16 protein-coding genes are annotated in these 23,154 nt (G+C 56.8%); 11 read left to right on the forward strand and 5 right to left on the reverse strand.

The genetic code is table 11. The annotated features are described in order from the left end of the window. Nucleotides 1-191 precede the first annotated feature (191 nt). The 5 genes from I5192_RS20370 to I5192_RS20390 all read left to right on the forward strand — a co-directional run bounded on the left by I5192_RS20370 (nt 192) and on the right by I5192_RS20390 (nt 6,766). Nucleotides 192-2,375 (forward strand): protein kinase, encoded by a 2,184-nt coding sequence (locus tag I5192_RS20370; RefSeq protein ID WP_223118645.1) that lies wholly within the window; start codon nt 192-194, stop codon nt 2,373-2,375. Between the two features lie 199 nt (nt 2,376-2,574). Beyond that, nucleotides 2,575-3,552: an FHA domain-containing protein gene (locus I5192_RS20375; protein ID WP_223118646.1), complete on the forward strand. Its 978-nt coding sequence runs from the start codon at nt 2,575-2,577 to the stop codon at nt 3,550-3,552. Continuing rightward, the gene (locus I5192_RS20380) at nt 3,552-4,331 is read left to right on the forward strand and encodes a PP2C family serine/threonine-protein phosphatase (protein ID WP_170393913.1); all 780 of its coding nucleotides are present in this window, start codon (nt 3,552-3,554) and stop codon (nt 4,329-4,331) included. Before I5192_RS20375 ends, I5192_RS20380 begins: the two co-directional genes overlap by 1 nt. Nucleotides 4,332-4,353: 22 nt before the next feature. Next, nucleotides 4,354-5,616 (forward strand): transporter substrate-binding domain-containing protein, encoded by a 1,263-nt coding sequence (locus I5192_RS20385; RefSeq protein WP_170465587.1) that lies wholly within the window; start codon nt 4,354-4,356, stop codon nt 5,614-5,616. A gap of 43 nt (nt 5,617-5,659) precedes the next feature. Next, nucleotides 5,660-6,766: a transporter substrate-binding domain-containing protein gene (locus tag I5192_RS20390; RefSeq protein WP_170393909.1), complete on the forward strand. Its 1,107-nt coding sequence runs from the start codon at nt 5,660-5,662 to the stop codon at nt 6,764-6,766. Nucleotides 6,767-7,151: 385 nt separating this feature from the next. Here the strand turns inward: I5192_RS20390 and I5192_RS20395 are convergent, their stop codons facing one another. From I5192_RS20395 to I5192_RS20410, 4 genes are all read right to left on the reverse strand, one after another. Continuing rightward, a complete protein-coding gene (locus tag I5192_RS20395) occupies nt 7,152-9,365 on the reverse strand; it encodes an NADP-dependent isocitrate dehydrogenase (RefSeq protein ID WP_223118647.1) in 2,214 nt (737 codons plus the stop codon). A gap of 210 nt (nt 9,366-9,575) precedes the next feature. Next, entirely contained in the window at nt 9,576-10,541 is a 966-nt protein-coding gene (locus I5192_RS20400; protein WP_170422740.1) for a HAMP domain-containing sensor histidine kinase, read from the reverse strand. Further along, nucleotides 10,529-11,206, reverse strand: coding sequence for a response regulator transcription factor (locus I5192_RS20405; RefSeq protein ID WP_223118648.1), 678 nt, complete (start codon nt 11,204-11,206; stop codon nt 10,529-10,531). Before I5192_RS20405 ends, I5192_RS20400 begins: the two co-directional genes overlap by 13 nt. After that, on the reverse strand, nt 11,184-12,650 hold the full coding sequence (locus I5192_RS20410; protein WP_223118649.1) for a DUF4173 domain-containing protein: 1,467 nt from the start codon (nt 12,648-12,650) through the stop codon (nt 11,184-11,186). The genes I5192_RS20405 and I5192_RS20410 overlap by 23 nt, the downstream gene beginning before the upstream one ends. Before the next feature lie 166 nt (nt 12,651-12,816). Between I5192_RS20410 and I5192_RS20415 the strand changes: the two genes are divergently transcribed. The 6 genes from I5192_RS20415 to I5192_RS20440 all read left to right on the forward strand — a co-directional run bounded on the left by I5192_RS20415 (nt 12,817) and on the right by I5192_RS20440 (nt 22,358). Next, nucleotides 12,817-15,123, forward strand: coding sequence for a Tex family protein (locus I5192_RS20415; RefSeq protein WP_223118650.1), 2,307 nt, complete (start codon nt 12,817-12,819; stop codon nt 15,121-15,123). A 209-nt stretch (nt 15,124-15,332) separates the two neighbouring features. Continuing rightward, nucleotides 15,333-16,913 carry an ABC transporter substrate-binding protein gene (locus I5192_RS20420; protein ID WP_170393897.1) on the forward strand — a complete coding sequence of 527 codons (1,581 nt, stop codon included), beginning with the start codon at nt 15,333-15,335 and terminating at the stop codon, nt 16,911-16,913. 149 nt (nt 16,914-17,062) lie between these two features. Beyond that, on the forward strand, nt 17,063-18,628 hold the full coding sequence (locus tag I5192_RS20425; RefSeq protein WP_223118651.1) for an ABC transporter substrate-binding protein: 1,566 nt from the start codon (nt 17,063-17,065) through the stop codon (nt 18,626-18,628). Nucleotides 18,629-18,716: 88 nt separating this feature from the next. After that, nucleotides 18,717-19,694, forward strand: coding sequence for an ABC transporter permease (locus I5192_RS20430; RefSeq protein ID WP_170393893.1), 978 nt, complete (start codon nt 18,717-18,719; stop codon nt 19,692-19,694). Continuing rightward, nucleotides 19,691-20,641, forward strand: coding sequence for an ABC transporter permease (locus I5192_RS20435; RefSeq protein ID WP_170407343.1), 951 nt, complete (start codon nt 19,691-19,693; stop codon nt 20,639-20,641). Before I5192_RS20430 ends, I5192_RS20435 begins: the two co-directional genes overlap by 4 nt. A gap of 4 nt (nt 20,642-20,645) precedes the next feature. After that, complete coding sequence (locus tag I5192_RS20440; protein ID WP_223118652.1) at nt 20,646-22,358, forward strand: ABC transporter ATP-binding protein; 1,713 nt, start codon at nt 20,646-20,648, stop codon at nt 22,356-22,358. Nucleotides 22,359-22,389: 31 nt separating this feature from the next. On the opposite strand, the gene I5192_RS20445 is transcribed toward I5192_RS20440, so the two are convergent. Continuing rightward, nucleotides 22,390-23,127, reverse strand: coding sequence for a creatininase family protein (locus tag I5192_RS20445; RefSeq protein ID WP_170393888.1), 738 nt, complete (start codon nt 23,125-23,127; stop codon nt 22,390-22,392). Nucleotides 23,128-23,154 lie beyond the last annotated feature (27 nt).

Consider the following 23,154-nt stretch of genomic DNA (forward strand, 5'->3'; position numbering starts at 1 on the left):
AGGTTTGGACTGACTATATAGGCGATTTCGTTTTTTGTGATCCATAGTGAAGCCATCAGGCGGCCCCAATAAAGTCAAATTTGAAACGTCTAACCGTCTTAAGTGTCCTGCGGTTGTGTTTGGTTGTGAGTTCGCGGGCTGAAGCCCTGGTTATCTATGCCGCAATAAACGAGTAGAATGGGCGGGAAGAAATGAGCCACAACCAGGCGGTCGGCGCAACGCACGACGAACCTCAAATCGAAGGATTGCAGCCAGGCGCAAAGCTGCTGCGCGGACAGTATGAAATCCTCCGGTTCCTAAGCAACGGCGGGTTTGGGATCACCTATCTCGCGCGCGATAGTCTGGATCGCGATGTGGTCATCAAGGAATGCTATCCGGGGGCGCTCTGTCAGCGGAATGGTGATCTGGTCGAACCTGCCAACCCTGACCACAAAGAAGACCTGCGCTCCATTATCGACCTGTTCATTCAGGAAGCACGCAACCATGCGCGGCTGGTTCATCCCAACATCGTCGACGTGCATCAGGTGTTTGAGGACAACGACACCGCTTATATCGCGATGGACCTGATCCGCGGATGCGATCTTCTGGATTATGTCGAAAAACCCGAAAACAAGAGCGGACCGGACTTTATCGTTCAGGTCACCGAAAAAATGCTGTCTGCGGTGTCGTTCATTCACCAAAGCGGCATGCTACATCGCGATATTTCACCCGACAATATCCTGATCGATGAGAATGGCGAACCCATCCTGATCGACTTTGGCGCAGCACGCGAGCAGGCGGCACACAAGTCAGCGGCGCTATTGACGCTGCGCGTGATTAAGGACGGGTACTCGCCGCACGAATTTTATGTGCGTGGCGCGGATCAGGGCCCCAGCAGTGACCTCTATGTACTGGCTGCAACGCTGTATCATGCGATCAGCGGCGAGCGACCGATTGATGGCCAGACACGTTTGAATGCGTTCAACAACGGCCAAGACGATCCTTATGAACCGCTGACAGGGCGATTCAAAGGTTATCCTGACGGGTTCCTTGAGGCGATCGACAAAGCAATGGAAGTGCACGCCACTGACCGTGTGCAAACCGCATTGGACTGGCTGCGTATGTTCCGTGGTCCCGGTGTGATGTTCGACAGTTTCGCGTATCGCCCTGTTTCGGTCATTGTTGGCATGGATCGCAAAGACGAAGAGGCCGAAAAAGAACGGATCAAAGCCGAAAGCGAGAATGCGGAGGCCGTCGTGACCGCGCTGCTGGCCGGGAACTCTGATCTGGCCCTCGGGAACGAGGAAAAAACGGAAGACACTCTTGCTAAATTTGCACCTCAGGACGAGGCCGTTGCTGCAGTCGACACCGTTGTAAAAAGCGGCTCGGGCGGCAGTGGCAAGATGATCGCGGGTATCGCGATTGTATTGGCGGCACTGGCCGGAGGTGGATACTTCGTAATGACGGGCGATCAGAAATCGCCCGAGGCAACTCCGGTGACTGCAGAGGCTCCGACTACTCCGGTGCCCGCAGAAGCAGCTCCGGAACCCGTCGAGCAGACCGCCGAAGCCACAACAGAGCCGCAACAGGCCGAAGTCGCTTTGGCATCAGAACCAGAAGCGGCGCAGGAACAACCTGTCGAGCAGGCTAATGAGGTGCCGGAAGCCGCCATTGTGTCAGAGCAGCAACCCGAAGAAATCGCTTTGGTGGAACCTGAAGTAGTGGAACCTGAAGTGACGGAACCTACGGTTGAAGACATCACACCCATCGCACCTGCGACGCCGGTAAATCTAGCCGAAAACCAGGTTGCATTTGGGCACTGGGATATTGAGATTCCATTCACGATGTCCAAGCGTCGCAGCTCGACCGGGAGTGTCATTGCCATCAATGGATTGAACACCGGTCAAGATAGGTCGGTGATCGGGGATTGGGTCGAACGGGGCGCTACGATTTTTACTCTGAATGGTGAACCTATTCGTCCGGACACAACGCTTGCATCGTATGTTCTAGATAATTTCTCGGTCGATCCAGACGGGTATATCCGTGTAGCAGCGCGCTATCGCAGTCTGGGCGAAACGCGCGCGCAGAATGGATTGCTGGCCCTGCCCGCCTTCCGCAGTTTTGGCCTTCTGAACGGTTATTCGTTTGATGTGGCTCATGCGGGCGAGGCAGGTTGGCAAACCGTCGTCGCATCTGTTCCGGAAGAAGTTGCTGGCAGTTTGCAGCGGGGGGATGTGCTGCTGCGCGAAACACAGACTGGTGTCTCGATCAATGAGCCCGAGAGTCTGGACGGCATCCTTGCTCAACTTGTTTCCGACAACCAACCCGAGGCGCGCCTAAGCATTTTGCGCAACGGAGCTGAAAGTACTGCGGTCATGCAACTAACGCAGGAGTGATCGCCCAGTTGATGTGACTATCGCCAGGTCAGTGTGCTGGGGGTGCCGCCCATCGCGTCACCCCGTCGGGGACCAACCCGTCGCGACGTAAATGTTTCTCTGTTTCCTCTTCATCAGTGCCCTGCGCCTACGGCGAAGCGGTTTGTAGCAGTCCCGCGGGTAAAACCCCGCATCAGAAATCAAAGAAGGTGACGACACCATGTTCAAATACAAAAGCCCTCTGAGCCGGCTTCTAGAAGGTGCCGGAAAACCGAAAGAAGAAGATGCGGTGGAAACCGAAACCGAAACCGTTGCGGAAGCGGTCGAAACAGAAAGCGCCGCTCCGATTGCGGATTTCAACGCCCTGCGCGCGGCCCTTGCGGGTGGAAACGTTAGCTCGGACAGCTACGAGGAAGCAGACGAACTGATCCCCGAAGAACCGATGCCCGAGTTTTCGGAAGACCAGATCGAAGATCAGGCGACCGAAGAAGAAGTGGCCGAGGTTCAAGAGGTCGAAGAAGATGAACAGATTGTCACGCTTCATCTGACTGCGGAAGACGAGGTTCAGGACGATGAACCCGAAGTCACCGTAGAAGAACCAGAGGCCATCGAACCTGAAGTCGTATCTGAAGTTGCGGGCGAGGTGGAAATCGTCGGAGAACCCACACCGGAACCGGAGCCTGTTGATGTAACCCCGGAACCCGCCATGGTCGCACCTGCACCTGCACCGGCTGAAGATCGGCGTTCTCGTGTGAAGACGACGTTTTTGGGTTTCGAGCGTGCAGACACGCATGTTCAGGAGCTGATGGAAACAGCTGAGCCCGTTGAAAAGACAGAAGCGGCCGAACAGACATTCCCGGTTGGCTGGCTGGTCGTGACCGCCGGACCGGGTCGGGGTGCCGCGATTACCTTGACCGAGGGATTGATGCAGATCGGTCGGAATGACGATCAGGCTATTCAGCTGGATTTCGGCGACACCGGGATCTCTCGCAGCAATCACGCCGTCATCGCATATGACCCAGAGGACCGGAAATGCTATCTGGGCCATGGCGGCAAGGCCAACTTGGTGCGCCTGAATGGCAAGCCTGTGCTCAGCACCATAGCCTTGTCCAGCGGCGATCTGATCCGGATCAGCGAAACCTCGATCCGCTTCACCGCTTTCTGTGATGACGGCTTTGACTGGCGGGATGCCGATTAATGCTGGCGACCCCTGCATATGATATTGCCCTGATCCTGGACCAGGGTCAGCGCGACTCGCAGGAAGACGCGATTGCTGCGCGGGTCTCTGACGCGGCAGACGCGGGTTATGTCGTGATTGCCGACGGTATGGGTGGTCATGAAGCGGGTGAAGTCGCTTCGCAGTTGGTCATTTCAGCCTGGCGCGATGCGATGGATGCCCAGTTGGATGGGCCCGACCTTGCTGAGAGCGCACTGCTCGACGCTCTGCCGTTGGCCGCAATGCAGGCCAACGCCGCTATGGCGAGCCATAGTGAGGAAAACGAGGTCAATCTGGGCTCCACCCTTCTGGGCATGTTGATGCTGGATCAACGAGTATTCTGGATCTCGATCGGTGACAGTCCACTTTACCTGTTCCGCAATGATGCCCTGTCACAGGTCAACGAAGATCACTCGATGGCCCCGGTGATCGACGAACAGCTCGCACAAGGATTACTGAGCGCGGAAGAGGCACAAGGCCATCCGGATCGTAACCAACTGACTTCGGTGATCATGGGGGCTGCGATTCCAAAAGTGGATTGTCCGGAACAACCATTAGCGCTGATTGCGGCAGATGTACTGATCCTTGGCAGTGATGGTCTGCAATATCTCGGCAATTCCGAGATCGAAACGCTGGTGCGCACGCATATTCATTCCCCGGCTCGCGATATTGCTGATGCGCTGCTTCAAGCACTGCATGCAAAGGCAGACCCGGATCAGGACAACATTTCAATCGCCGTGGTCAAACCGGCACAGACTTAGACAGGCAGTGAAACAGGACAAAATGCGAAACCATCTTATCATATCCACCCTCGCTCTTGCTGCTGCAACAGGTGCAGCATCGGCGCAAGAGGCGTGTTCGACTTATGAAATCCAGCCCGGTGACAGCTTGCGGGAACTGGCAATTGCCGTCTACGCGACGGAAGATTACCGGATCATCTATGATGCGAACCGGGATACGATCGGGTCGAACCCCAATATCATTCGCGTCGGTGATGTCCTGACTTTCCCTTGTCTTGAAGATATCGGGCGCGCGGCGCAACTGCCGGATACCGAAGCTGGCCGCATGGCTGCCGAAATGGCCTCGGAACTGGTCAAAGCTGCCGAGGAACGGGCTGAAAAAGCCATTGCCGAGGCCGAAGCCCGCGTGGCCGCTGCAGAGGCCGAAGCTAAAAAGACCAGCGAAGAAGCCGTAATCGCGGCCAAGGCTGCGGCCAAGAAAGAGATCGAAGCAGCCCGTGCGGAAGGTGCCGCATTGATCCGCAACGCGGATGGTGGCGAAAGCCCTGAAATTCGTGACCGTCAGATTTTGTTGATCACGGGTGGTAACTACGCCCCGTTTACGGATGAAGCGCTGCCAAATCGTGGGCTTTATACCAACCTGGTTGAAACCGCGATGCTGAGGGCCGCGCCCGAGCAGTCCTACAAGATTCAGTTCGTTAATGACTGGTCGTCGCATCTGGACCTATTGATGCCGACACTCGCCTTTGACGCCACATTCCCTTGGTCGCGGCCGAACTGTGAACAAGCCGCTACGTTGTCGGAAAATGATCGTTCACGGTGCGAAACCTATAATTTCTCAAACCCATTCTACGAGGTCGTTGATACGTTCTTCGCAAAAAGCGGTTCGGGTTACGAAGAGACTCTGACTTATGCAGATTTCGCGGGCACAACGATTTGTAGGCCGGAAGGTTGGTCATTGTCGCATATGGATGCAGTTGGTCTTTACGAGCCTGCAATCACTTTGATGCGCCCCGTTTCACCCGATGATTGTTTTCGCGCAGTCATGGATGGCACAGCCGATATTGTCGCGATCGAAGCGCATCTGGCGGTCGAAGCAATCGGGCGTCTGGGCTACGAACATCAGATCATCGAAAACCCCAACCTAGCGGCAATCAAGTCGCTTAACGTCATGACCCACAAAGATAATCCGGATGGGGAAGCGATCCTTGAGACGCTCAACCAGGGTCTGGCGATCATGCAGCAATCAGGCGAGTGGCGCGACATCGTATCTACCGCACTGCGCTATCAAATGGAAAATGGCTAAGGCCTTGATTGGCCCAACGAAACAAAGTCTGGAGGAAGTGGACATGTTTAACAAGAAATTGAAGAAAGCAGTACTGTCGGCATCAGCCTTCACCGCCCTGAGCGCAGGTGCAGCCGCCGCTCAAGAGGCCTGCTCCAACTATACGGTTCAGGATGGCGACACATTGGCGACCATCGCCATTGCCGCCTACGGCACCTCAAACTATCAGCCGATCTTTAACGCTAACCGCAATGCAATCACCAATCCCGGTTCGCTAACCCCCGGTCTGGTACTGGCGCTGCCCTGTGAGGATGGCAGCCTGCCCAACGGTCAGAGCGCGCAAGAACTGATCGCGGCAGAAGAACAACGTGCTGCAAGCGTCAAGCGCTCGAATGTCTACGCGCCTCCGATCAAGATGGTCGCTGGCAACGGTTGGGAACCGTTCACTACTGAAGATCTGAGCGGCGGTGGCATCATGACCCGTCTGGCGACGACAAGCCTTCAGCGTGCTGGTAACAGCCGTGATTTCTCGGTCAGCTTTGTAGATGACTGGAGTTCGCATCTGGACACACTGTTGCCACTGGGTGCGTTTGATATTTCGATCGCGTGGACTGTTCCGGATTGTACCAACCGCTCCTATGAGTGGTCTGCAGAGACCGAAGCCCGGTGTACCCAATTTGTCGCTTCTGTTCCGGTATATGACATTGTCGGAGGTTTCTTCACTTTGCCTGAAAGCGAATACGCAAAGGCGACAGATTTCTCCGACCTTGAGGGCTCGACCGTTTGCCGCATGGCAGGCTGGAGCATGGTGGTGCTGGAAGAACAAGGGCTGAACCGCGAGAACACAACCGTGGTCCAACCCAATTCGGCTCGCGAATGTCTCGATGCCGTATTGACCGGTACGGCAGACGTGGCTGCATTCGAAGTTGATCTGTTTGCCTCGACAATGAAAGACATGGGTTTGACCTCGGCGGATATTGTTGAGAACCCGTATGTCTCGACACTGTCTTCGATGAGCTTCCTTGCACACCGCACCAATCCATTCGCGCGCGAGTACATCGCGATGATGAACAAGGGTTTGATCGAGATGCGCGAATCCGGCGAATGGTACGCGATTATTTCCGACACGCTGCGCGAACAAAATGAAAAGCTGAACGCAGCATCAAACTAATCCCTCGGTCGTTATGACCTTTCTTAGGGGCCGGTCTTCGGACTGGCCCTTTTTTTGTCGGTGGGTCAGAATCTTCAATGATAACGGCAAAGCCAACTGACTAGGCCTCAGACGTGGCGCAGTCAGCATTTGGTCTTATTTGCACATACATAATGACTATTTTTATCCTTAATCGCTCATAAAAGGCGGCCGTCTACGGGAATCCCCGAATATTCAGCGTGAACGATAAGCGTAGGATGAACTCAACTGCACCGGTGAGGCGTAAGCCCCGCCACTCACTCAGAAAGAGGCTGGCTATGGGGGCTGGCCTTTTTCTTTTTCAGGGCATGAAAAAACCGGCCCTCTTCGGAACGGTTTCTTTTTAAGCGTTTATGCAACCCTTGGCTTATCCGATGATCGCATTCAGGGTCGCACTTGGACGCATCACCGCAGCCGCTTTGGCCGGATCAGTGTGGTAGTATCCACCCAGATCGGCGGGTGCGCCCTGCGCTGCCGCCAACTCGGACAAAATCTGTTCTTCTTTGTCCGCCAACTCTTTCGCGAGCGGTGCAAACTCGGCGGCAAGCCCAGCATCATCGGATTGCCCCGCCAAAGCTTCGGCCCAGTAACGAGCGAACCAGTAGTGGCTATCGCGGTTATCCGGCTGGCCGACTTTGCGGCTGGGTGACTTGTTGTTATCCAAAATTCCCTGCGTGGCAGCCTCGGCAGCGGCACCCAGGACGCCCGCTTTGGCGTTGCCCTTGCTGTCAGCAAGGAAGTTCAGGGATTCTCCGAGCGCACAGAATTCACCCATGGAGTCCCAGCGCAAGTGGTTTTCTTCAACCAGTTGCTGAACATGTTTCGGCGCCGAACCACCTGCACCGGTTTCGAACAGACCGCCGCCATTCATCAGTTTGACGATTGATAGCATCTTGGCCGACGTCCCCAGTTCGAGGATCGGGAACAAGTCGGTCAGATAATCCCGCAAAACGTTACCGGTAATGGCGATGCTGTCCTTGCCCGCCGTGATAGTTTCCAGCGACTGGCGGGTTGCTTCACGCGGGGCCATAATCAAGAACTTGTCGGCCACGCCTGCAGCTTCAAGCGCTGGTTTGACATACTTAATCAGCTCGGCGTCATGGGCACGGTTTGCGTCCAGCCAAAAGATCGCCTCGGACCCGGTCAGGCGCTGACGGTCCATCGCCAGCTGGATCCAGTTCTCGATCGGGGCCTTCTTGACGGTGCAGGCGCGCCAGATGTCGCCCTTTTCGACGTTGTGGGAATGCAGCGTTTCGCTATTGGCCAGAACGATACGGATTGCACCATCTGCGGGCGCTTCAAACGTCGTCGGGTGCGAGCCGTACTCCTCGGCCTTCTGCGCCATCAATCCAACGTTGGCGACGGCTCCTGCGGTGGCTGGGTTCAGTGCACCATTGGCTTTGAAGAAATTGATGGCCTCATCATACACCGGTGCATAGCAACGGTCAGGGATCACACAGTTGGTATCGCCCTTGGCGCCGGTTTCGTCCCAACCCTTGCCGCCAGCACGGATCACTGCGGGCATCGAGGCGTCGATGATAACATCAGACGGGACATGCAGGTTGGTGATGCCACGGTCCGAATCCACCATATACATCGACGGACGATCCCCTTTAATCGCATTGATTGCGGCGACGATGTCTGCGTTGCCCTGAACCCGCTCAAGCAGGTCCCCCAGACCCGAGTTCGGGTTTACACCCAGTGCGTCCAGCTCTGAACCGAATTTTTCGAACACGGGGGCAAGCCACGCCTTGACTGCATAGCCGAAGATAATCGGGTCACTGACCTTCATCATCGTCGCCTTCATGTGCAGCGAGAACATGGTGCCGTCTTTCTTGGTGTCCTCAATGGCTTCGGTCAGGAACGACGACAGCGCCTTGACCGACATGAATGTTGCGTCGGCCACAGTTCCTTCGGCCAGTGGCCAAGCGTCTTTCAGAACCGTAACGCTGCCATCTTTGCCCACAAACTCAATCTTGGCATCGCCGGCTTGCGCCGCAGTGATCGTTGCCGATTTCTCATTGGCGTAAAAATCATTGCACGGCATCGAAGACACTTTGGTCTTGCTGTCCGCGCTCCACTCTCCCATCGAATGAGGGTTCTTCTGGGCATAGTTCTTCACAGCGCGCGCTGCGCGGCGATCGCTGTTGCCTTCGCGCAGGACCGGGTTCACGGCCGAACCCTTGATGGCGTCATAACGCGCACGGATCGCCTTTTCGTCGTCCGTCGAAGGCTCTTCGGGGTAGTTCGGAATGTCATAACCCTGTGATTGCAGCTCTTCGATGGCAGCCACCAGCTGGGGCACCGACGCCGAGATGTTGGGTAGTTTAATGACATTTGCGTCCGGTGTTTTCACCAGCTCACCTAAAGCAGCCAGATCATCAGTAATACGCTGTTCGTCTGTCAGCTTTTCGGGGAAGGTCGCGATAATACGCCCGGCCAGCGAAATGTCTTTGGTTCCGACGCTGACACCGGCTGCTGACGCAAACTTGCGGATAATGGGCAGGAACGAGGCGCTCGCCAGCTCGGGCGCTTCGTCTACAATGGTATACAATACGTCGAAGTTCGATTTTTCTGCCATATTCCCTTACCTTTTTTAAGCCTTTCAGGGGCGTGCGATCCAAGAGCATGTGCCGCCGTGACATAGGCACCAATCCCAAAGGGGACATGACGGCCCCACGGGTGACTCTGATTTGACAGGGCCTCCCTTAAATGAGGATTGGCTTGGGATCAATCGTATTGAGCGGCGCAAATTGACACGGGTCGAATTAGTTTGGGCTATTGAGTGATATCACACACCCGGAAACACCAACTCAAATCGCGCACCGGTCTTGGAAGGCACCAGCAAAATCCGCCCGCCATGTGCCCCCAACAGGTTTGTAACGATGGTCAGGCCCATCCCGGTCCCTCCCTTCTCGCGCGCGGTTGTAAAGAATGGGTTGAAGATGCGGTCCCGATTACCGTCGGATATGCCGGAACCATCGTCTTGGACAACCAATCGACCGAGTTCTGCGTGCAGGACCACCTGCCTTGCCCCGTGACGGCGTGCATTGTCCAGAAGATGTTGCAGGGCAATTTTCAGGCCAGAGGCTGCAAGGTTCAATGCCTGATCGCCGCCTTCTATGCTGATGTCCAATTCGGGAAACGAAGCGCGTAACTGATCGGCAAGATCGTTCAGGCTTGCCTCCCCATGATGTTCCGGCACTCGTGCCTGTGCAACCGTGTTAAGAGCGCTGAGCTGCGTTTGCATCTGATCGCTTGCGCCCAATATCTGTTGCAGCAATGCGTGATCCTGGTCCGAGAGCGTTTCGGCCTCGGCCAACAACTCTCCTGCCGCACGGATCGCGGTGACGGGTGTTTTCAACTCATGCGTGACATGATCTGCGAAGACGCGGATCGAAGCTTCGCGCCGTTGCAGTGTATCCGCCATGCTCAGAACCGAACCGGCGAGGCGCGACAGTTCTTGTGTGCCGTAGTGATCGGGCGGCTCGGCGCGTTGCCCTTGTTCAATGGCCCCTGAATAGGTCGCCAGCGACGTTATGGGGCGGAGCAGAAGCCGAACCATAAGGTATCCGACCACTCCGGTCGCACATCCGATCACGATCGCCAGCAAGCCCGCAGCGTTTCGAAACCCGATCTCAGGTCCAAGATACCGCAGCGCGATCAGACCCAGCAGAGACAGGGCGAGCGTACCCGCGAGACCTCCGCCAAGAACAAAACCCAGCGAAGGGCGCCATTTGCGTCTCAGCCCGGCCATGCACCCATCCGCAATCCGATTCCATGCACGGTTTCGATGGCACCGGCCCAGCCCTGATCCCCCAACTTGCGTCGTAAGTTCCGCAAATGACTATCCAGTGTCCTATCCGAGACCGGACTGCCTGCGCCATAAATCGCATCAACCAATTGTGGTCGCGAGACGATGGCGGCGGGCGTTTGCATCAGGCGACGCAAAATCGACAGCTCGGTTGCGGTTAAGGCAAGCGCATTGCCGTCGACCCGAACCGAATGCGCCGACACATCCATTTCAACCGGGCCATGCCGCAGGAGAAGCTCTGCAGCACCCGGTTTGCTGCGTTTCAGGATAGCTTTGATCCGTGCAACCAACTCACGGGGGCTGAAAGGTTTGGTGACGTAATCATCCGCTCCCAACTCGAGGCCCAAAATGCGATCAATCTCGTCATCACGCGCGGTCAGGAACAAGATTGGTACCTCCGAGCGTGCCCGCAAGCGGCGGCAAACCTCAAGCCCATCGATCTCAGGCAGGCCGACATCCAGCACGACAAGATCAGGCGCTTCCCGCATCGCGTGGGTTAGCGCCATTTGGCCATCGCGGGCGGTAACCGTCTGGTAGCCCGCGCGCTCAAGCGTGATCGAGACCAGCTCTCGCAGGCGTGGATCATCATCCACGACGAGGATTTTCATATACCTTCTCCGGCATGGGTTCGACGGCCAGATTACGGATCACCCGATCTGCGCGAAAGCCCCAATTCCTCCAATTGTCGACGACCGGAGGGGTTGCGCAAGCGCGTACCCGTTTGTCATTCAGCAACTCTGCCGCCGCCATCTCATTGAGCTGACATGCGTAGTAGGCATCAAACCGTATCGGATTTTCCAGATTCCAACGGGCGATTAAGGCTGAAAAATTCACGAAGCAGCATGCATAGAGCACGCCAATCCCCAAGATCGCAGATCGCAGCAATAACCATCGGTTCGATTTACCCTGCAAAATTTGCCAACCGGTCAGACACAAACCCACAGCGACCAGCACCATCCATATTGCCGCATGAACACGCAAATAGGTCAGCCCGTAAAAATCAACGTAAAGCGAGAGGCGCATCAGCGATGAGATCACCAGCAATACATTCTGCGCCAGCCACAGCATCATCCATCTTGTCAGCCCTTGCCGCTCGTTCAGATAGGGTCGGGCGGCCAAGGCAAATGCGCCCGCCAGCAAAGCTGTGACCAAGAGTGGGTATGCCCCGCGATGAGCATATTCAGCATAGGTCATCCCTTCGGGCAACTTGGTGCTGCCCCAGAGATAAACCATGTCCATCCCCGTTTGCACCACCAGCAGCAAGTTGAACACCATTAGCGCATTGGCAACGGATTGGGCATTCAAGCCAAAGGCAGGCAATGGGCGCTTGCGTCCGGGGCCAAATCGGGGGGCAAGCAAGTCAGGCCGCAAGGTGACCGCAAGAAAGGGCCAGATCGTGATTGCTGCCCCGGTCCAGAATAGCAGTCGGTCGAACCGCAGATCAAATCGCCAAATCCGATCGATCCAATCAGACAAGACCGGATTGGCCGCAACCATCAGCGAAGCAAGGATCAGTGCGCCTCCGATCGGGAAACTCCAGTTGCGCAGTGCACGAAGGGCAACCCCGTCAATGCGGGAAACCGAATGACCTTTCTGAACCGCCTCTATCCCGTGTCTGAGCGCCAATATTGGAAACAGAGACAGAAACCGGCGAACCGAAGCGACCTCATGATTGCCCAGCACGGCCCAACACAGCGCAATGGTCGATCCACCCAGCAAGAAAGCTACGGACAGGGCCTGAACATATTCCACAACCGGAAGAATGCTAAGCAGCAAAAGAAGGGTTGGCCCGACAAGTCCACCACGGCGGCGCAGCAAGGCAAACACTACAGCGGAAACCGCCAACGTAAAGAGTGCGATTGAAAGGCCAGGAGAATGGTCGAAAAACAGAAAATCGGCGAGCGCAACCAGAAACACCAAACCCAAAAAAGCGTGGCGATTGCCGGGTTCCGCTAAGCCATCGGCTCGGTTTGTGCCTCGATCAGGGGTGTCCAGCCACCAACTATCTTGTAAAACTGATGTCGGTACACCGCGCACGATGAACTGTCCCATTTAACTGCTCCTTGTTTGTGTTGGTTCTGTCTGGCCTAGGCAGGTGCAGATCACCGCGTAAGGGTCGTGCATTTTTTGTGCAGAGGTGCTTTTCGCAGCGCAGCCTCTTCCCCTTGTGCGTGCCGGTGGCTAAGACGATCTTCCAACCGCAAGTCAGGAGGCCCCTTTGGACCGTATCGCCCGCACCATCGCCACCGAGATTAACGCCCGCGCGGAACAGGTTGGGGCCGCGGTCAGGTTGTTGGATGAAGGTGCGACCGTGCCCTTTGTCGCCCGTTATCGTAAGGAAGTGACCGGCGGGCTGGATGATACCCAATTGCGCACCCTTTCCGACCGACTGAATTATCTGCGTGAGCTTGAGGCCCGGCGCGAGGCGATTCTGTCCTCGATCAAGGATCAGGGGAAACTGACGGACGATCTGGTGAAATCGATCGCCCAAGCCGAAACCAAGGCGCAGTTGGAAGACATTTATCTGCCGTACAAGCCCAAACGCCGGACCAAGGCGATGATTGCCCGCGAGAATGGTCTGGAGCCGCTGGCCGATGCGATTCTGTCGGACCGGTTGGCTGAACCAGAAGGGCTGGCTGAAGGGTATCTGATTGAGGCTGTCCCCACGACCAAAGACGCGCTGAATGGTGCACGGGACATCATCACAGAGCGGCTTACCGAAAACGCTGCTTTGCTGGGAGAGCTCCGAAACTTCATGCAACGTGAGGCGTTGCTGAGCGCAAAGATCGTCGAGGGCAAGGAACAGGAAGGTGCCAAGTTCAGCGATTACTTTGATCATTCCGAGCTTTGGTCGAAAACCCCGTCGCATCGAGCGCTGGCAATGCTGCGCGCCTCGAAGGAAGGGATCGTAACGCTAGACATTGCTCCCGAACCCGAAGCGGGCGCCGCGCGGGCCGAGGCCATGGTTGCGGCTCATCTGAACACGCGCGGTGATACTCCTGGTGACAAGTGGCTACGCAAGGTCGCGGGCTGGACATGGCGGGTCAAGCTGTCGCTGTCGATGATGGTCGAACTGATGGCCGACCTGCGCAGCCGCGCACAAGACGAGGCAATTCAAGTGTTTTCGCGCAACCTAAAGGATCTGCTATTCGCTGCTCCGGCGGGGGCACGTCCGACGCTTGGGTTGGATCCCGGCATTCGCACCGGGGTCAAAGCCGCCGTGGTCGATGCAACCGGTAAGGTGGTTGCAACGGATACGCTATATCCGTTTCAGCCCAAGAATGATCTGCGTGGTGCACAAGCGGCAATACTGAACCTTATCGCTACACATAAAATCGAGCTTATTGCCATCGGCAACGGCACAGCCAGCCGCGAGACTGAGCGTTTGGTGGCCGATACGCTGTCGCTTCTGCCCAAGACCGTCAAAGCGCCCACCAAGGTCGTCGTTTCCGAGGCTGGAGCCTCGGTCTACTCGGCATCCGAGCTTGCCGCGCGCGAATTTCCCGACCTCGACGTCTCGCTACGTGGAGCGGTCTCGATTGCCCGCCGGCTGCAGGATCCCTTGGCTGAACTGGTCAAGATAGAACCCAAGAGCATCGGCGTCGGCCAGTATCAGCACGATGTGGATCAGCACCGCTTGTCACAGTCACTGGAGTCGGTGATCGAAGATGTAGTGAACGCTGTGGGCGTGGATCTGAATACAGCTTCAGCCCCTTTGCTTTCGCACGTCTCGGGTCTGGGACCGGGATTGGCCGAGGCGATTGTCACGCACCGCGATATTCATGGTGCCTTTGCGTCTCGGAACGAACTGTTGAAGGTGGCCCGCCTTGGTCCACGCGCCTTCGAGCAGTGTGCAGGTTTCCTGCGAGTTCGTGACGGTTCAGAGCCTCTGGATGCCTCCTCGGTTCACCCCGAGGCTTACGATGTTGCCCGTCGAGTAGTGGCAGCATGTGGGCGCGACATTCGCCAAATCATGGGGCATGAAGGCGTACTGAAAGACCTGCGCGCCGAGCAGTTTGTGAGTGAAACCTTCGGCTTGCCAACGGTTCGGGACATTTTCACCGAATTGGAGAAGCCCGGCCGAGACCCGCGACCCAGTTTCAAAACGGCGTCGTTTACGGACGGGGTTGAGGAAATCACGGACCTGAAGCACGGCATGGTGCTGGAGGGTACCGTCACCAACGTCGCCGCCTTCGGCGCGTTTGTCGACATTGGCGTGCATCAGGACGGGTTGGTTCATGTCAGCCAACTGGCCGATCGGTTCGTGAAGGACCCGCATGAGGTGGTCAAAACCGGGCAAGTTGTCAAAGTGACGGTGGTCGAAGTCGACGTTTCACGTAAGCGCATTGGGCTGTCCATGCGCAAGGACGGTGGCGCTTCGGCACGCGAGGGCAATGCACTCCGTGGCAAGGGCAAACCGGCACGAACACCCCAGCCAGGGGAACAGCGGCGCAGCCATGGGGGGCAGAGCACCCAGAACGGGGCCTTTGGTGACGCTCTTAGAGACGCCTTCAATAAACGTTAGGTGGCAACCCTGTCATAGGGCTAAATACGAGGCGTGTTTCTGCATGACCTACATTCACCTAAGCCCCGGCAGACAGAAAGAAAAGCAGGGCGCTAACATTCGGGTGTTGCAACTCGGACCATGATCTGGATGATGCTGGCCCATGATGGCCGAAAAATTCGGCCAACCGTATGAAAATGCGGCCACAACAAAAAATGGGGAGACGACTTATGTCATTCAAAACTCTGATGCTTGCCGCCAGTGCAACGGCGATGATCGCGGCGGGCGCTTCGGCGGAGACGCTGCGATGGGCCCGTGCAGGTGATGCGCTGACGCTGGACCCGCATGCGCAAAACGAAGGCCCGACCTCGGCCATGGCGCACCAGATCATGGAAACGCTGGTGATGCGTGATCACTCAGGTGCACTGGTTCCATCGCTGGCGACCGAATGGGCACCATCGGAAGAAAATCCGAATGTCTGGGTGTTCAAACTGCGCGAGGGCGTTACCTTCCACGACGGTGCCGAGTTCGACAGCGAGGATGTCGTGTTTTCGCTGAACCGCGCGATGACGCCGGATTCGGATTACAAAGAACTGCTGGCGTCTGTGAAAGAGGTGCGTGCGCCCGACAAGTTCACGATCGAGATCGAAACTGACGGACCGAACCCGATCATGCCCAACAACCTGACCAACATGTTCATGATGGACAAAGGTTGGGCCGAGGCAAACAACGCTGTCAAGGTTCAGGACTATGAGGGCGGCGAAGACACGTTTGCGGCCAAGAACGCCAATGGCACAGGTCCCTACAAGCTGGTCAGCCGCGAGCCCGACGTGAAAACCGTCCTGGCCGCCTATGACGGCTATTGGGGCAAGGATGAGTTCCCGCTGCAGGTAACCGAGATCATCTATACCCCGATCCAGAACGCCGCGACCCGTGTTGCCGCGCTGCTGTCGGGTGAGGTTGATTTCATTCAGGACGTGCCCGTACAGGACCTCGAGCGTGTAGCCGGAACCGATGGTCTGGACGTACGCACCGCGCCGCAGAACCGGGTGATTTTCTTTGGCATGAACATGGGCGATGCTGATCTGACCTCGGACAATGTGGATGGTAAGAACCCGCTGGCTGATGTCCGCGTTCGACAGGCGATGTCAAAGGCGATCAATCGTGATGCGATCAAACAGGTCGTGATGCGTGGTCAGTCTGCTCCTGCTGGTATGATCTCACCTCCGTTTGTGAATGGTTGGGATGCAGATATGGATGCGTCCTCGTCAACCGATATCGAAGGGGCCAAGGCGTTGATGGCCGAAGCAGGCTATCCTGATGGATTCTCGCTGACCCTGAACTGCCCGAATGACCGCTACATCAATGATGAGGCGATCTGTCAGGCAGCGGTTGGAATGCTGGCCCAGATCGGCGTCACAGTTAACTTGGACGCCAAACCGAAAGCCCAGCACTTCCCGTTGATCAACAACCTAGAAACAGATTTCTACATGCTGGGCTGGGGTGTTCCGACTTATGACTCGGAGTACATCTTCAACTTCCTCGTCCATTCGAAGGGCGAAAAGTACGGCTCGTGGAATGGCACACGCTACTCCAACCCGGATCTGGATGCCAAAATCGTGGCCCTTGCCTCTGAAACTGATCTGCCCGCACGTGATCAGCAGATCGGTGATATCTGGCAGGTTGTTCAGGACGAACAGCTTTATATCCCGATCCACCATCAGGTGCTGAACTGGGGCATGAAATCGGGCGTGGGCACCATCGTCGAGCCGGAAGATTCACCGAAGATCAAATACTTTGAGATGAACTAAACTATCCTCTGTGATGGTATGCAGGGCGCGGAAACGCGCCCTGTTCTTGTTTGCGCCGTCGGTAACGGACATGTGATCTCGGCGCAGGAACGGCTTTACGTGGCAGCGAAAAAGCTGGATTGTTTCAGCGCTAACAGGGAGATTTCGCCATGATCCTCAGAAACAGTGCAATCGGCCTGACCATGTTGCTTGCAAGCGCCGCGCAGGCGGCCGAATTCAAGTGGGCCTCGACCACCGATCCGCAGACGATGGACCCTCACGCGGTCAACTCGGCCCCAGTTCTCGGGTTCCTGAACAACGTCTACGAAGGGCTGGTCCGCCGCGGTAAGGATATGAGCGTTGAGCCCGCGTTGGCTGTCAGTTGGGAGCCGATCGGCGACGGCGAAGGATGGCGCTTCAATCTGCGTCAGGGCGTGACCTTTCACGACGGAAGCAGCTTTGACGCGCAAGATGTGCTGTTCAGCTACCAACGCGCCTCGGGTGAGGCTGCGGACACGCGTAGCTGGTTCGCTCCTGTCAGTGACGTCATCTTAGTTGACGACTACACAGTTGATATCATGACCACAGCACCTAACCCGCTGTTTCCGTCATCGATTGCCAACTGGATGATCATGGATCAAGACTGGACCGAGGCCAACGACGCCGTGGTCCCCGACAAAGAAACCGGAAACTACGCCACCATCAACGCCAACGGCACCGGCGCGTTCAAGGTGACCGAGCGCGAGCCGGGTCTTAAGACCGTGTTGGAACCTTATGAAGGCTGGTGGGGGGATGTTGAACACAACATCACCCGTGCAGAATTTAATCCGATCCAAAATCCTGCCACGGCCGTAGCGGCGCTGCTATCGGGCGATGTGGACATGATCAACCCGGTCCCCATTCAGGACGTCGCACGGCTGCAGCAGAACGCAGAGGTCGATGTCATCCAGGGCATTGAGGCGCGCGTGATCATGCTGGGCTTCGACCACGAGGCTGACACGCTGAAATACACAGACGATGCGGGCAAACCCAACCCGTTCCGTGACGCGCGCGTGCGGCAGGCAGTTGCGCAAGCGGTGAATGTCGACGCCATTCTGGCCACGATCATGCGCGGAAATGCCGAGCCCGCATCGCAGCTCGTCAGCCCAGCCATGAGCGGGTTTTCCGAAGCGAACGCCGGGCGCCCCGCGTTTGATGTGGAATCGGCAAAGGCGCTGCTGGCCGAGGCCGGATATGCAGATGGTTTCTCATTTGGCCTGAAATGCCCCAATGACCGCTACCTTAATGACGAGGCCGTCTGTCAGGCCGTCGTCGGTATGCTGGCTCAGATCGGGATCACCGCCGAGCTGGACGCCATGCCAGTGCGGAACTATTGGCCCGAATTACGCGAAGATAATTACGACATGTACCTGCTGGGCTGGAGCCCCGGTACATTCGACGCCGAGCATCCGGTCCGGTTCCTTGTCGCAACCCCGAACGAAGAGAAAAAGTTGGGTAGCTGGAACTTCGGCGGGTTCTCAAATGCACGTGTCGATGAGCTGTTGCCGATGATCCAGTCAGAACTGGATGAGGCCAAGCGTCAGGCGATGCTGGACGAGGTTACTCAAATCTATCAGGACGAACACGTTTATGTGCCGATGTATGTCCAGCCGCTGGTTTGGGGCACGCGCAGCAATGTCGAGGTCACGCAGCGTCCGGACAACTTCTTTCTGCTGCGTTGGGTGAATGTGAATTGATCGGCGGCAACGTCGCGTTGAGTTGACAGCACTCTCTTGACCATCTGGTCAAGGTCGGCCTAGAGAGACCGATCTACGAGGGAAACATATGTTCGCATATATCGTCAGACGGATGTTCCAGTCCGTCATAGTGCTGTTGGTCGTGGGGTTGGTCGCCTTTTCGATGTTCCGATTTGTTGGCGACCCGATCGACAACATGCTGGGCCAAGAGCGCACGCAGGCCGACATTGACCGCCTACGGACCGAGCTTGGGTTGGACCAACCCTTTGTTGTGCAATACGCCAAGTTCCTGCAAGGCGCTGTTCAGGGCAATTTCGGTGTGTCTTATCGCCAGGGGCGACCGGTCTCGACCATCCTGGTGGAACGCGCTCCGGCGACGTTGGAATTGGCCTTTGTGTCCGGCTTTCTTGCGATCACGATGGGCATTGCCCTCGGTGTCTTTACTGCAATCCGACGACAAGGGATCGCTGCCAATGTGATCATGACCGTTTCCTTGATCGGGGTTTCGCTGCCGACGTTCCTCATCGGTATCCTGCTGATCTATGTTTTCTCGGTTGAACTTGACCTACTGCCCAGTTTCGGGAGGGGCGAGACTGTTATGATTGGCAGTTGGTCCACCGGGTTTCTGACGACCTCGGGGCTCAAAGCGTTGATATTGCCTGCAATCACGCTGGGCCTCTATCAAATGACACTGATCATGCGGCTCGTCCGGTCCGAGATGCTGGAGGTTCTGCGCGCTGACTATGTCCGCTTTGCACGCGCCCGAGGGCTGTCGGACCGGGTGATCAATTTCCGCCACGCGCTGAAGAACACTCTTGTGCCGGTGATCACCATCACGGGCCTTCAGCTGGGGTCGATCATCGCTTTTGCCATCATCACCGAAACGGTGTTTCAATGGCCGGGCGTCGGCTTGCTGTTCATCAACGCGATCCAGTTCGTGGATATCCCCGTTATGGCTGCCTATCTGATGCTGATCTCGGTGATGTTCGTGACAATCAACCTGATTGTCGACCTTCTGTACTATGCCATTGACCCGCGCCTGCGTGTCGACGCGAGGGCCACATGACCGAAACGATGGAAACCCCGAAAGTCGCGCCTAAATCGCGTATGGCTAAATTCTGGGACAGCGATTTCGCCTGGTCTTTCCGGCACTCTCCGGTAGCCATGATCGCATCTTTGGTCGTGGTCATTCTGGTGCTGGCGGCGATCTTTGCCCCGCTGATCGCGCCATATAACCCGTTCGATCCAGCAACACTGAACCTGATGAACGGGTTCACACCACCAGGTACGCCCAATGCGTTTACGCAAGAGACCTTTTTGCTAGGCACAGATGACCAAGGGCGCGATGTGTTCTCGACCATCCTCTACGGGTTGCGCATTTCATTGTTCGTAGGTGCCTCTGCTGTGCTTCTTGCCTTGATCATCGGCGTGATCCTCGGTCTGATCGCTGCGTATTTCGGAGGTTGGATCGAGACGCTGATCATGCGTATCGCAGACGTGCAACTGACGTTCCCGGCCATTTTGGTCGCAATGCTGATCTTTGGGATTGCCAAAGGAATCACTCCGCCGGAATACCGCGATGAGATGGCAATCTATGTTCTGATCATCGCGATTGCGTTGTCGGACTGGGTGCAGTTCGCACGCGTCGTCCGTGGTGCTGCTCTGGTCGAGAAAAACAAAGAATATGTACAAGCCGCGCGCCTGATCGGGCGTGGATCGTTCCCGATCATGTTCCGTCACATCCTACCCAATGTCCTCAGCCCTGTTCTTGTTATTGCGACCATCTCGCTGGCGCTTGCGATCATTGCTGAGGCCACATTGAGTTTTCTGGGTGTGGGCGCTCCCCCGACCCAGCCGTCGCTGGGGACACTAATCCGGATCGGGCAGGGTTTCCTGTTCTCGGGCGAATGGTGGATTTTGTTCTTCCCGGCCTGCACGCTTCTGGCCCTTGCCCTGTCGGTCAACCTGTTGGGCGACTGGTTGCGCGACGCGCTGAACCCAAAACTGCGGTGATTTCATGAGCCTTCTGACCATCCAAGACCTCACCGTCGAATTCCCGACCCGCCGCCAGCTGTTTACCGCAGTGGACCACGCCAGCCTTTCTGTAGAACCCGGCGAAATCCACGGACTTGTGGGCGAATCCGGGGCAGGTAAATCCACCATCGGCGCTGCCGTGATGGGCCTTCTGGAACGCCCAGGTCGCATTGCCAGCGGCCAGATTAAGCTGGGCGGCGATAAGATCAGCGGCATCGATGCCGAGGCGATGCGCGGGCTACGCGGCAAGAAGATCTCGATGATCTTTCAAGACCCGCTTACGTCGCTGAACCCGCTATTTACAGTGCGCGAACAACTGGTCGAGACGATCCAGGCCCATCTGGGTGGATCCGAGGCCGAAGCAAGCAAGCGCGCCCGTGATTTGATTGATCGCGTTGGCATCCCAGACCCGGATACTCGGCTGGATCAGTACCCGCACCAGTTCTCGGGCGGCATGCGGCAACGCGTGGTGATTGCTCTGGCACTTTGCACCGAACCGGATGTGATCATCGCCGATGAACCCACGACGGCTTTGGATGTTTCCGTTCAGGCCCAGATTCTGGACCTGATCAAGGAACTGGCACAAGAGCGTCAGGTGGGTGTCATCCTGATCACCCATGATATGGGCGTGATCGCCGATACAACTGACCGCGTGACCGTGATGTATGCGGGCAAGGTGGTTGAAAGCGGCACCACGGCACAGGTGATGGGCCAGCCGCAACACGAATACACCAAGTCCCTGATCGCCGCGGTACCACGCCCGACGCTGAAACTGCATCGTTTCCCTCAGATCAGCTATGGCGGGCGTGAAACGCGTTTCGCGATCGAGGATATGGCACGCCACTGGCCCAAGGTGGATAACGACGCCAGCAAACCGATCTTTGAAATCCGCAACCTGACGAAGAAATTCCTGCAAAAGCGTGGATTATTGCCTTGGGATCGTACCTACTTCACCGCTGTCGACAACGTCAGCTTTGACATTCGTTCAGGTGAGGTCTTTGGGGTTGTCGGTGAGTCCGGATCGGGCAAGTCCACCGTCGCGCGGATGATTGCAGGGCTCTATCCTGTGGATGGTGGTACCATCACCTTTGACGGACAACTGGTAAGCGATCTGAGTAATCGTACGGTGCAGGAAGAGTACCGCAAGAACATCCAGATGATCTTTCAGGACCCCTACTCGTCTCTCAATCCGCGTATGCGGGTGGATGAAATTGTGGCGGAGCCGATCCGCCATCACCGCCTGATGGAAGGTGCCGACGTCAAGCGCCGCGTGGACGAATTGCTGGATCAAGTGGGGCTGGGGTCAGAGGCCGGGCTGAAATATCCACATGAGTTCTCGGGCGGTCAGCGCCAGCGTATTTCGATTGCCCGCGCATTGGCGACACAACCCCGGTTCCTGATCTGCGATGAGCCCACAAGCGCGCTCGACGTTTCGATCCAGGCGCAGATTTTGAACATCCTGAAAGACCTGCAAGAGCATCTGGGCCTGACCATGCTGTTCATCAGCCACGACCTACCTGTGGTGCGCCAGATGTGTGACCGAGTTGCGGTCATGAAACAGGGACAAATCGTCGAGGTTCAGGACACCAGCGATCTGTTTGCCAGTCCGAAAACCGAATACGCGCAAGAACTGTTACGGTTGATGCCGAAACTCGATGACCTGTCGACTGACGGGCTTGGGGTCGAAGCAGGATAGGGCCGCGACACCCGTTGCAGGCGCTCCGTGACTAGAGGCCTTGTTCGAATGCCCGGAACTCGGCAGCGATAGCCGCAGCTGCTATCGCCAGCAGACGCTCGCCATCCTGAGGATTGGCCAAAGCTGAATGCGATCCAACGCGGCCATCCGGGAAGTCCGCGCGATGCTCGTCAGGTGGACCATGGCGATCCCCTGCGTGATCCCGGATGTATTCGGCGCTGAGTTTCTGGGGCGGCTCAGCGGCCTGATTGGCAGGCAATGGTCCAAGCAAAGACTGGGTTATGGCAATCTCCGAGGGGGTGGCGTGCATCCCTTCCCAATCTCCATAGAGCTGCTGTCGCAGAACATTCACTGCGTTCGGCTCCCACCAGCTACGGATCAGCAATTGACCACCGGCAATTTCGCTTTCGATCTGCCGAAGAGGCGCCAGATTGGCCCCGTGTCCGTTCACTATGAACACTCCAACGAAACCTTGCTTCAAAAGCCCCCGGATCACCTCATCTGCGATGGTGCGAAAGGTTTCGGCTGAAATAGACACCGTTCCGGGAAATCCCGTGTTAAAAGGCGCTGGCGTGTAGGCCAGCGCCGGAGCGACGATACCCTCGCATTGCCTGGCAGCAGCGAGCGCGACAGCCTCGGCGCAAATCGTGTCGGTGCCAATGCGACCCATCGGGCCGTGCTGCTCGGTCGATCCAACCGGCAGCAACACGGCCGCACCGGCATTGATACGAGTGTTAACCTCGTACCATGTCATGTGCTCAAGTTTCATGACTTTGAAAACTCTCGCAGGCGCTCC

It is taken from the genome of Ruegeria sp. SCSIO 43209 (assembly GCF_019904295.1).
Taxonomy (GTDB): domain Bacteria; phylum Pseudomonadota; class Alphaproteobacteria; order Rhodobacterales; family Rhodobacteraceae; genus Ruegeria.

Bases quoted from the DNA above. Each gene is read 5' to 3' on its own strand.
- I5192_RS20370 (WP_223118645.1), top strand. From the start codon at position 192: ATGAGCCACAACCAGGCGGTCGGCGCAACGCACGACGAACCTCAAATC.
- I5192_RS20375 (WP_223118646.1), top strand. From the start codon at position 2,575: ATGTTCAAATACAAAAGCCCTCTGAGCCGGCTTCTAGAAGGTGCCGGA.
- I5192_RS20380 (WP_170393913.1), top strand. From the start codon at position 3,552: ATGCTGGCGACCCCTGCATATGATATTGCCCTGATCCTGGACCAGGGT.
- I5192_RS20385 (WP_170465587.1), top strand. From the start codon at position 4,354: ATGCGAAACCATCTTATCATATCCACCCTCGCTCTTGCTGCTGCAACA.
- I5192_RS20390 (WP_170393909.1), top strand. From the start codon at position 5,660: ATGTTTAACAAGAAATTGAAGAAAGCAGTACTGTCGGCATCAGCCTTC.
- I5192_RS20395 (WP_223118647.1), bottom strand. From the start codon at position 9,365: ATGGCAGAAAAATCGAACTTCGACGTATTGTATACCATTGTAGACGAA.
- I5192_RS20400 (WP_170422740.1), bottom strand. From the start codon at position 10,541: ATGGCCGGGCTGAGACGCAAATGGCGCCCTTCGCTGGGTTTTGTTCTT.
- I5192_RS20405 (WP_223118648.1), bottom strand. From the start codon at position 11,206: ATGAAAATCCTCGTCGTGGATGATGATCCACGCCTGCGAGAGCTGGTC.
- I5192_RS20410 (WP_223118649.1), bottom strand. From the start codon at position 12,650: ATGGGACAGTTCATCGTGCGCGGTGTACCGACATCAGTTTTACAAGAT.
- I5192_RS20420 (WP_170393897.1), top strand. From the start codon at position 15,333: ATGTCATTCAAAACTCTGATGCTTGCCGCCAGTGCAACGGCGATGATC.
- I5192_RS20425 (WP_223118651.1), top strand. From the start codon at position 17,063: ATGATCCTCAGAAACAGTGCAATCGGCCTGACCATGTTGCTTGCAAGC.
- I5192_RS20430 (WP_170393893.1), top strand. From the start codon at position 18,717: ATGTTCGCATATATCGTCAGACGGATGTTCCAGTCCGTCATAGTGCTG.
- I5192_RS20435 (WP_170407343.1), top strand. From the start codon at position 19,691: ATGACCGAAACGATGGAAACCCCGAAAGTCGCGCCTAAATCGCGTATG.
- I5192_RS20440 (WP_223118652.1), top strand. From the start codon at position 20,646: ATGAGCCTTCTGACCATCCAAGACCTCACCGTCGAATTCCCGACCCGC.
- I5192_RS20445 (WP_170393888.1), bottom strand. From the start codon at position 23,127: ATGAAACTTGAGCACATGACATGGTACGAGGTTAACACTCGTATCAAT.